This is a genomic window from Moraxella sp. (genome assembly GCF_024227015.1).
In the GTDB taxonomy this organism is placed as follows: Bacteria; Pseudomonadota; Gammaproteobacteria; order Pseudomonadales; family Moraxellaceae; genus Moraxella.
In genome coordinates, this window is the sequence record NZ_JAAELD010000266.1 from 1 (window position 1) to 8,546 (window position 8,546).

General features: G+C 46.6%; 11 protein-coding genes. 1 reads left to right on the forward strand and 10 read right to left on the reverse strand.

Going from position 1 to position 8,546, the window contains the following annotated elements; translation table 11 throughout:
• Both GY683_RS06170 and GY683_RS06175 read right to left on the reverse strand, forming a co-directional pair.
• Positions 1 to 560 (reverse strand): DNA gyrase subunit A (locus GY683_RS06170; RefSeq protein WP_297287910.1); only part of this gene is annotated, 560 nt, incomplete at its 3' end.
• A gap of 134 nt (positions 561 to 694) precedes the next feature.
• Positions 695 to 1,405, reverse strand: coding sequence for an NAD-dependent epimerase/dehydratase family protein (locus tag GY683_RS06175; RefSeq protein ID WP_297287911.1), 711 nt, complete (start codon positions 1,403 to 1,405; stop codon positions 695 to 697).
• Positions 1,406 to 1,705: 300 nt separating this feature from the next.
• Here GY683_RS06175 and rpsT point away from each other — a divergent pair, with 300 nt between their 5' ends.
• On the forward strand, positions 1,706 to 1,975 hold the full coding sequence (gene rpsT / locus GY683_RS06180) for a 30S ribosomal protein S20 (RefSeq protein ID WP_046696554.1): 270 nt from the start codon (positions 1,706 to 1,708) through the stop codon (positions 1,973 to 1,975).
• Positions 1,976 to 2,036: 61 nt separating this feature from the next.
• Here rpsT and GY683_RS06185 read toward each other — a convergent pair whose 3' ends face one another.
• From GY683_RS06185 to GY683_RS06220, 8 genes are all read right to left on the reverse strand, one after another.
• On the reverse strand, positions 2,037 to 2,885 hold the full coding sequence (locus tag GY683_RS06185) for a symmetrical bis(5'-nucleosyl)-tetraphosphatase (RefSeq protein ID WP_297287912.1): 849 nt from the start codon (positions 2,883 to 2,885) through the stop codon (positions 2,037 to 2,039).
• Positions 2,886 to 2,891: 6 nt separating this feature from the next.
• A complete protein-coding gene (gene rsmA / locus GY683_RS06190) occupies positions 2,892 to 3,743 on the reverse strand; it encodes a 16S rRNA (adenine(1518)-N(6)/adenine(1519)-N(6))-dimethyltransferase RsmA (protein ID WP_297287913.1) in 852 nt (283 codons plus the stop codon).
• Between the two features lie 94 nt (positions 3,744 to 3,837).
• On the reverse strand, positions 3,838 to 4,416 hold the full coding sequence (locus GY683_RS06195) for a manganese efflux pump MntP family protein (RefSeq protein WP_297287914.1): 579 nt from the start codon (positions 4,414 to 4,416) through the stop codon (positions 3,838 to 3,840).
• 13 nt (positions 4,417 to 4,429) lie between these two features.
• The gene (locus GY683_RS06200) at positions 4,430 to 4,753 is read right to left on the reverse strand and encodes a hydroxyacylglutathione hydrolase C-terminal domain-containing protein (protein ID WP_297287915.1); all 324 of its coding nucleotides are present in this window, start codon (positions 4,751 to 4,753) and stop codon (positions 4,430 to 4,432) included.
• A complete protein-coding gene (locus GY683_RS06205; RefSeq protein ID WP_297287916.1) occupies positions 4,750 to 5,205 on the reverse strand; it encodes an MBL fold metallo-hydrolase in 456 nt (151 codons plus the stop codon). Before GY683_RS06205 ends, GY683_RS06200 begins: the two co-directional genes overlap by 4 nt.
• Positions 5,206 to 5,305: 100 nt before the next feature.
• Positions 5,306 to 6,388: a 3-phosphoserine/phosphohydroxythreonine transaminase gene (gene serC / locus GY683_RS06210; RefSeq protein WP_297287917.1), complete on the reverse strand. Its 1,083-nt coding sequence runs from the start codon at positions 6,386 to 6,388 to the stop codon at positions 5,306 to 5,308.
• 132 nt (positions 6,389 to 6,520) lie between these two features.
• Positions 6,521 to 7,747 carry a TIGR03862 family flavoprotein gene (locus tag GY683_RS06215; protein ID WP_297287918.1) on the reverse strand — a complete coding sequence of 409 codons (1,227 nt, stop codon included), beginning with the start codon at positions 7,745 to 7,747 and terminating at the stop codon, positions 6,521 to 6,523.
• A complete protein-coding gene (locus GY683_RS06220) occupies positions 7,731 to 8,372 on the reverse strand; it encodes an SAM-dependent methyltransferase (protein ID WP_297287919.1) in 642 nt (213 codons plus the stop codon). Before GY683_RS06220 ends, GY683_RS06215 begins: the two co-directional genes overlap by 17 nt.
• Positions 8,373 to 8,546: the final 174 nt, after the last annotated feature.

Here is an 8,546-nt window from a genome sequence, read left to right on the forward strand (position 1 = left end):
ACTTCGGTCAAGTTGTGTGGTGCCATGTTGGTCGCCATACCCACCGCAATGCCTGTCGCCCCATTGACAAGCAGGTTTGGCACACGGGCAGGTAGCACAGACGGCATTTTTTCGGAGCCGTCATAGTTGTCTTCCCAGTCCACCGTGTCTTTGTCAAGGTCGGCAAGCATTTGGTGCGTGAGCTTTTGCATACGCACTTCGGTATAACGCATGGCGGCAGGCGGGTCGCCGTCCACCGAACCGAAGTTACCTTGTCCGTCCACCATCATATACCGCATAGAAAACGGCTGGGCAAGACGCACAATGGCATCATACACGGCAATGTCGCCATGGGGGTGATATTTACCGATAACATCGCCCACGACACGGGCGGATTTTTTGTAGGGTTTGTTATAATCGTTGGACAGCTCGTGCATGGCGTACATCACACGGCGGTGAACAGGCTTTAAGCCATCTCGCACATCAGGCAAGGCACGAGAGACGATGACGCTCATCGCATAGTCAAGGTAGGACTGCTTTAATTCATCAACAATCCCAACGGGGGTTACGCTATCGGTCATAAAGAACCCTTTTTTCTCTTTAAAATCAAACGTCTATTTTACCATAAAACTATAAAAAATAACACAAAAAGCCCCGCATTAGCAGGGCTTTTTTGGGCATTAAGATGGAAAATCGGGAGCAATACCAACCACACTTAATGATGTGTTTGTTTTTCGGTCATGGCGCACATCTCATCATGAGAAATCACATGAAAATTCTCTTCATTCGTGCGGTATTTACTACGTAGATTCAACCGATAAGCCGCCAGCGACATGGCAGCCGCCACACGTTTTGGCGTAAGCATTTCTTTTTTATCAAAAGGTAGGATGGCGCCGATGGTATTTTTGGCAAGATTAAGGCTCAGCTTGCCGGCTGTTTTGATAGAAAGCTTCTCTTTGGCGGGGCTTAATTTATGCAATCTAAACACCGTCACATCATCGAATTTTAAGGTTTTTAGGTAATACTCAACATCTGCCTTAGCGATAAGCTCAGCGTCTTTGCCTGCACTCTCCACGCCCGCTTTTGATAAATAAAAAAATCTAGCCACACCCTTATCACGGCAAGCTTTGGCAAAGGCGATATTAAACAGCACATTAACCTGATAAAATTCATCTTGGCTGGCGGTGTCTTTTTTGGCAGCGCCCAGACAACTAAAAGCATCCGTATCAGCGCCGATTGGCATCGATGCAATGGTATCTGCCAGCGCATCAAAGTTACTCACATGATACACGTGCATGTTCTCGCTGATACTGCGCGGCTGTGTGCGCGTGATGATAATGAGCGTGTCATATAATGCAGAAAGCTCGCGCACCAATGCCTGCCCTACACGCCCCGAACCACCGATGATAATTGCTTTTCTTTTCATAAATCAAAAAACATTCTAAGATCGGGCTATTTTATCATAATTTTGCTTCAAATTTCTCACTGTGTTACGTCAAGGACTTGCCAAATACCCCAAAAATACCGTAAAATACGCCAATCCTCAGATAAGTGTCGATTTTTATTGAGTATTTTTAGATATTTTGATAAAATGGTGCTTTATATGTTAGGCAACGTGTCTATTTTTGGTCATGAATACCAAAATTGATAATTCGGTGGCTGCCAGAATTATCTCGCTTAGCATTTTTGAATTTAACATTAACAATTTTTTATCCAAGGATAAACCATGGCAAACTCAGCACAAGCTCGCAAACGCGCTCGTCAAAACACTAAACGTCGCCAACACCTAGCGTCTCAACGCTCTATGGTACGTACTTTCATCAAGCGCGTAAATGCAGCCATCGAAGCAAAATCATACGAATTAGCTACTGAAGCTTACAAAAAAGCTGTTCCAGTAATCGACCGTATGGCTGACAAAGGCATCATCCACAAGAATAAAGCTGCTCGTCATAAGAGCCGCCTAAACAAAGCAATCAAAGCACTTAAAGACGCCTAATTGCTAATAAATAATAAAAGCCCTAACATCTGTTAGGGCTTTTATGTTTGGTAAAACTAGCTCAATCATCACCAAATCGAATCACTGCGCCATCGCTCAGACGGTAAGCCACCAGCTCACCACCCCACACACAGCCGCCATCTAGCGCACGAACATTTGCGCTGGCAATCTGAGCCTTTAATGCTGCCCAATGACCAAACAGAATGCGTCTTTCTCGCGCTGCGTCCCACATGAACCAAGGGCGGAACCCTTTGGGCATCTCATCTAAGAGCCCTTCTTTAAAGCTAAATTCCAAGACGCCATTCTCATCACACAGCCGCATTCTGGTGAGGTAGTTGGCAATTGCACGCATCCGTTTGACGCCGCGTAGCTCATTTGACCAACCCTCAGATTTCTTACTGTATAGCTTTGGCAGCAACTCGTCCAGATCATCAAGATCGCCGCTTAATGCCTTTTGCAATTCTTTGGCATAGCGATCAGCATCATCGATTGACCAATTGGGTGGGATACCTGCATGAGTCAGCACGGTCTTATCATCAGGGAACACCAGCAACGGCTGCTCACGTAGCCAATTTAACAGCTCATCACAATCTGGTGCAGCAAAGATAGGCAAGGTTTTATCCTTTGGCTTAGGCGGCATGATGCCACGCCATACCGCGATGAGCGTGATGTCGTGATTGCCCAGTACAGTGGTGAGCGCGCCGATGTCCGACAGTCTCTTAACCTCTCGTAAGGTTGCCAAAGAGTCTTCGCCGCGCGCTACAATGTCGCCTGCCAGCCAGATTTTGTCTTGTGTCTCATCAAAATCTAAGATCTCAAGCAGACGATTAAATGCAAAAAAACACCCCTGCAAATCGCCAATCACATATTCATGGCGATAGGTTCTATTGGTAAGTTGTTGGTCTTTCATAGGTTTTTATTTATTGACTTGCTTTTGAGCCGCTAGGTCAGACAGACGTACAAAATCCGCCACTGATAGCGACTCCGGACGTGCCTGTGGATTGATGCCGACAGACTCAAAGTCCTGTTCTTCTAGTTTTGGTAATAGACTCACCGTCTTGAATATTGCGCGCAATGTCTTGCGACGATGGTTGAACGTCTCGCGAACGATGGTCGCAAATAACGCTTCATCTTGGGCAGTGATGGGTTTTTGTTTGAATGGAGTTAGGCGAAACACCGCGGAGGTGACTTTTGGTGGCGGGTTGAATGCGCCCTTTGGCACTGTCAAGAGATAATCCGCCATGCAGTAGTACTGCATGATGACCGACAATCGCCCATATGCCTTAGTGTTCGGCTCGGCGGTGATGCGATCAACGACTTCTTTTTGTAGCATAAAGTGCATGTCAGTGATGACATCGCTGAATTCCAACAGGCGAAACAGAATGGGTGTTGAGATGTTGTAAGGTAGATTACCCACGACTCTAAATGCGCCCTTGCCCACGTTCTGCGCAAGCTCGCGATAATCGACGTGCATGGCGTTATCATTGATGATGGTAAAATCTTCATGGCTATTCGCACCGATATTGATTTTTAACGCACTTGCCAAATCGCGGTCAAGCTCCACCACAGTCATGCCATCAACTTCAGCCAAGAGCGGCTCAGTCAGCGCACCAAGCCCAGGCCCGATCTCAAGCAAGTTATCGCCATGTGATAAGCGAATACTGTCAACGATCTGACGTATCACACTGGTGTCATGAAGGAAGTTTTGCCCAAAGCGTTTTCTTGGGGCGTGGCGGGCTTCTTGTGGGGTTTTTGGGATGTGTCGCATGTTGTTCTTTGAATGATTATAACAGTTAATGATAGCATATTTTTGATGTTTTTTCTATGCTACTTTTCTATGCTACTCATCTAGACAAATCACATCAGCTCGCACTCATCAAATGACTGACTAGAATCGTCGTGCCAATCATGAGTAATACCACCCCGCCAACGAACATGGCAACCCTACCAAAACGAAGCCCAAGTCGGTTACCCAGATACAGCCCAAGCGTGACCATAATCATTGTCGCCAAGCCAATCAAGACCGCAGCCAGCCAAATATTCACCTCCAAAAAAGCAAGTGACACACCCACAACCAATGAGTCAATGCTCGTTGCCACTGCGGTGATTAACATGAGTCCAAAGCCACTTTTCGCCATGGTTTGCTGATCACCTTTAATCTGCACATCGCCTTTGAGTGCATCGCGCATGAATTTAATCGCCAAAAATCCAAGCAGCACAAAAGCCAGCCAATGATCCACATGAGACAGCCAACCTTGTGCCGCCTCTCCAAGCAGCCAGCCAACGATGGGTGCAACCCCTTCGATCGCCCCAAACAACACGCCCGCCTTCAATGCTCTGACAAGGCTGGGATTCTGATAGGTTGCTCCCTTGGCGATGGCGGTGGCAAAAGCATCCATCGACATACCAAGTGCCAATGCCATCAAAGAAATAATACTCATGAATATAACAATCTTAGAAGTTATTCTTTAGTTCGCGCAGCGCGGTGAATACACTTAGTGGCGACTCATCACCAAGCGGGTATTTACCCCTGATATTATCAATCATCTGCTCATGATACGCCTGCAAGAACACATTGATTTGTCTTTCATTGCTCAGCGTGCTTGGTAATGAAATCTCGCCACGAGAGAGCTTTGCTTTGGTATCAGTAATGGCATTTTCGATCGCCATTTTAAAATCATCGGCGCAAACCGTATGACCAAATTTAAGGTTAGATAAAGTATATTCATGCGCAGGATAAAATAGCGTGTCATCCGCCAAACCATTAAATCGCATCATACTATCAAAAAGTTCGCCCATCGTTCCTGTGAACACACGCCCGCAGCCACCGCTAAAGAGCGTATCGCCGCAGAATACGTGCAGTCCATCGCCCATGTCACACAGATAGGATAGGTGGGTATCTGTGTGCCCTGCTGTTCGCCATACTTTAAATACAACACCCAGCAATTCAAACTCATCGCCCTCATCCACACATTGGGTGGCATCGACACCATGAGCGCTGTGGGCGATAATCTGCATATCAGGATAGGTTTTTTGATTTTCGCCACGCCGCCTGTGTGATCATCGTGATGATGTGTGATGATCATGGCGATGGGATTTAGCGCATTATCTGCTAGATAATCCAAGACCGGCTTTGCATCGCCTGCATCGATGATGATGGCTTGATCGCCCTTGCCCAGCACCCAGATGTAATTATCATTAAAAGCTTTTAGCGCATGAATGTTTGGCATGATCTTATCCTTGTTTTTTATATTGACACATCATTAAGATAAAAAACCACACACAAGAGCCTGCGTCCTGCCGTGGTTTTTTGTCCATATGATTGCCATATTAGCCGTGTTTTTGCTCGAATGTTTTCATAAAATCAACCAAAGATTCTACTTGCTCAAGCGTGATGGCGTTATAGATACTCGCTCGCATACCACCGACGACGCGGTGACCTTTTAAGTTTAATAGGCCCGCTTTTTTACTTTCTTCTAAGAACAATTTATCCAACTCGGTGTCCGCCAACTGGAATGGTACATTCATGATAGAGCGGTGTTTTGGATTGACCGTATTGCGATAAAAATCACTCTCATCGATCGCGCGGTATAGCGTCTGTGCTTTGGCTCGGTTAATCTTAGAAATCGCCTCAACACCGCCATTATCCAATAGCCACTCGAACACCAAGCCTGACAGATACCATGCATAGGTCGATGGTGTGTTTAGCATACTGTCGTTGTCGAATTGATTCTTATAATTCATGATGTTCGGACACCAAGGCGACGCTTGTTCTAGCAGGTCCTTGCGGATAATGACCAAAGTCAATCCGGCAGGTCCGATGTTCTTTTGTGCGCCTGCATAGATCATGCCAAAATCATTCACATTGATCGGCTCAGACAGGATGCACGATGACATGTCAGCCACGATGGGCGCATTGACTTTTGGCGTCTCAAAGATCTGCACACCATGGATGGTCTCATTTGGGCAGTAATGAAAATATGCCGCGCCATCAGTCAGCTGCCAAGAGTCTTGGCTTGGCACATCAGCACCGTTACCGGTGGCGACTAGGTTAATCTTGCCCAGATCTAAGCTTTCATAACGCTTAGCTTCTTTGTAGGCTTTTTCTGACCATGCACCTGTATTTAGGTAGTCGGCCGTACCGCCATTTAGTAGATTCAAGGGAATCGCCGAGAACTGCAATGCTGCACCACCTTGCAAAAATAGCACCGCGTAATCATCACTGATGTTCATCAGCTTACGCAGGTCAGCCTCCGCCTTACTGGCGATCTCAATGTAGTCAGCACTGCGATGGCTAATCTCCATAACAGATGCGCCTGTGCCACGCCAATCAAGCATCTCATTTTGGGCTTTTTCTAGGACGGCGGTCGGCATCGATGCAGGACCAGCACAAAAATTAGCAAAACGAGTCATAACAATCCCCAAAGTATGATAAAAATTGCTTGCTATTGTAGCAGATTTTAAAGCTGTGATGGATGTTTTTGCTGGTAAATTTAACTAATGTGTGTGCCAATCTCAGCGATCATAGCAGCTCAACCCTAACGATCATGAGCTTTGGATAAAATTAGCAACGTTCTGACCAACTGCACGCCCCATCGCAAGGCAGGCGGTCAGCAGATAGCCGCCAGTTGGCGCATCCCAGTCTAGCATCTCGCCTGCGATGAATAGATGTGGATTGCGGCGTGATTGCAATTGATCATTCACCGCGGACAGCCTTACGCCACCGCCTGTGCTGATCGCCTCATCCATCGGTCGAAACCCGTCAAAATCAACAGGCAAATTCTTAACAAAGGCTGCCATTTTTGATAAATCCGACCAGTCGGTCTTATTTGTACATTCTCTTAATAGCGCTATTTTTGTGGCATCCAGTCCTACTTTTCGTAGGATATTATTCAGTGATTGTTTTTTTGATTTGTTGAGTGTTTTTGTGATGTCATCAATGGACTTATCTGGCATCAGATCAATTTGTAATCGAATACGCCCTGATTCGTTAAGGATGGCGCGCATGGCGCGATTTAACTTATAAATCAGTCCGCTCTCCATGCCATAATGGCTGATCACCACATCACCATGAGCAGATTCGTCGCCTACCGTGATGGTGATGCGTTTTAATGCTTGTCCAAAGACATCATTCATAAATGGCGACCACGAACGCACCACACCAACATTGCTGGCATACAGCGGCGTTAATTCATCATCGCCAAACCAAGCCCGCCAAGCACCATCACTACCAAGACGCGCATAAGATCCACCGCCACACGCCAAGACAATCGCATCAAATGGGCGCTCAAAGCGCTCAAGCTCATCTCCGTGTTTGTCTTTTTTGATAAAAGCTACCAAATTATCCTGCACACCCACACAGGCATGAAGATAATGAAATTGCACGCCCTGCTCCCTCAGCCTAGATAGCCACGCACGCAACAGATCAGACGCCTTCATCTGCACAGGAAATATGCGCCCGCTCGAGCCAACATAGCTGTCAATGCCAAGCCCATTCATCCACGCGCGTATGTCCTCAGCATGAAACTCTCGGACAAACTTCGCCATCACATCGCTTGGTGTGTACCTCGTCACAAAATCATCCAAAGGCTCGTTATGCGAGATGTTCAGACCTGTCTTGCCCGCCATCAAGATTTTACGCCCTGCAGTGGGCATCTGCTCAAATACATGAACTTCAACACCACGCGCTGACAGCACTTCAGCCGCCATTAAACCCGATGCACCCGCACCGATGATGGCGACAGTTGGCACAGAATTATTCTTTTGGGTCATCAATCTGATCAAATCGAGTTTGGTAATAATTTGGCTTTAGGATGATGAGCTCTTGGCACTTCTCTCCGCGCGCCAGATACTTAATCTCAAAATGCGTACGAGCCGATTCTGCATCAATCTCAAATCGCTCATAAGGCAATAGCCATACCTCATCAAGCAGCTGCTGCGCCTCATCGATGTACTCGCCGAGGTTGCTGGCAAGCGTGATGGTGGCGCCTGGTTTTAGTCGCGACACCAAAAATTCAAAAAATGGCATGTTCAGCCAACGTTGATTCTTATTGGCGGGCTCAGGATTGGGGTATAGGATGAATGCACCATCAAGCGAGTTTGGGGCGATGTGATGCGCGGTGTAAGCGATGGCATCAGCATGAATGGCGCTTAGATTGGTCAGGTTCTCCGCCTTGGCAAGCTTATCAAAAGCTTCAAATTTCTCGCTGGTGCGCTCGATCGCGATCAAGTGCTTATCAGGATTTTGCTTAGCGAATAATAAGGCATGCTTGCCTTTGCCAGCACCAATTTCCAAATATAATGGCACATTTGGCAAATCCAACGCTTCGACATTCTTAGGTGGGCTGATCGCATCTGTACGAAACAGGCGGCTAAAACGGTGGGATAAATCGCTCATGGTCATCGCTTTTAACAAAAAATATCCGCTTATTATACCAAATCTATCCGATAAATTCATGAATTACCCACCGCTAAATTAATTCCAAAGCGCGCGCCTGCCACAATGAATGCGCCGCAATAATTTGATGAACTTCCTTAAAATACCCCATTTGTATAAATAATGCTTAAATGA

Coding starts and splice junctions, on each gene's coding strand:
- GY683_RS06200 (WP_297287915.1), bottom strand. CDS start 4,753: ATGATGCGATTTAATGGTTTGGCGGATGACACGCTATTTTATCCTGCG.
- serC (WP_297287917.1), bottom strand. CDS start 6,388: ATGACTCGTTTTGCTAATTTTTGTGCTGGTCCTGCATCGATGCCGACC.
- rpsT (WP_046696554.1), top strand. CDS start 1,706: ATGGCAAACTCAGCACAAGCTCGCAAACGCGCTCGTCAAAACACTAAA.
- rsmA (WP_297287913.1), bottom strand. CDS start 3,743: ATGCGACACATCCCAAAAACCCCACAAGAAGCCCGCCACGCCCCAAGA.
- GY683_RS06205 (WP_297287916.1), bottom strand. CDS start 5,205: ATGCCAAACATTCATGCGCTAAAAGCTTTTAATGATAATTACATCTGG.
- GY683_RS06185 (WP_297287912.1), bottom strand. CDS start 2,885: ATGAAAGACCAACAACTTACCAATAGAACCTATCGCCATGAATATGTG.
- GY683_RS06215 (WP_297287918.1), bottom strand. CDS start 7,747: ATGACCCAAAAGAATAATTCTGTGCCAACTGTCGCCATCATCGGTGCG.
- GY683_RS06220 (WP_297287919.1), bottom strand. CDS start 8,372: ATGAGCGATTTATCCCACCGTTTTAGCCGCCTGTTTCGTACAGATGCG.
- GY683_RS06195 (WP_297287914.1), bottom strand. CDS start 4,416: ATGAGTATTATTTCTTTGATGGCATTGGCACTTGGTATGTCGATGGAT.
- GY683_RS06175 (WP_297287911.1), bottom strand. CDS start 1,405: ATGAAAAGAAAAGCAATTATCATCGGTGGTTCGGGGCGTGTAGGGCAG.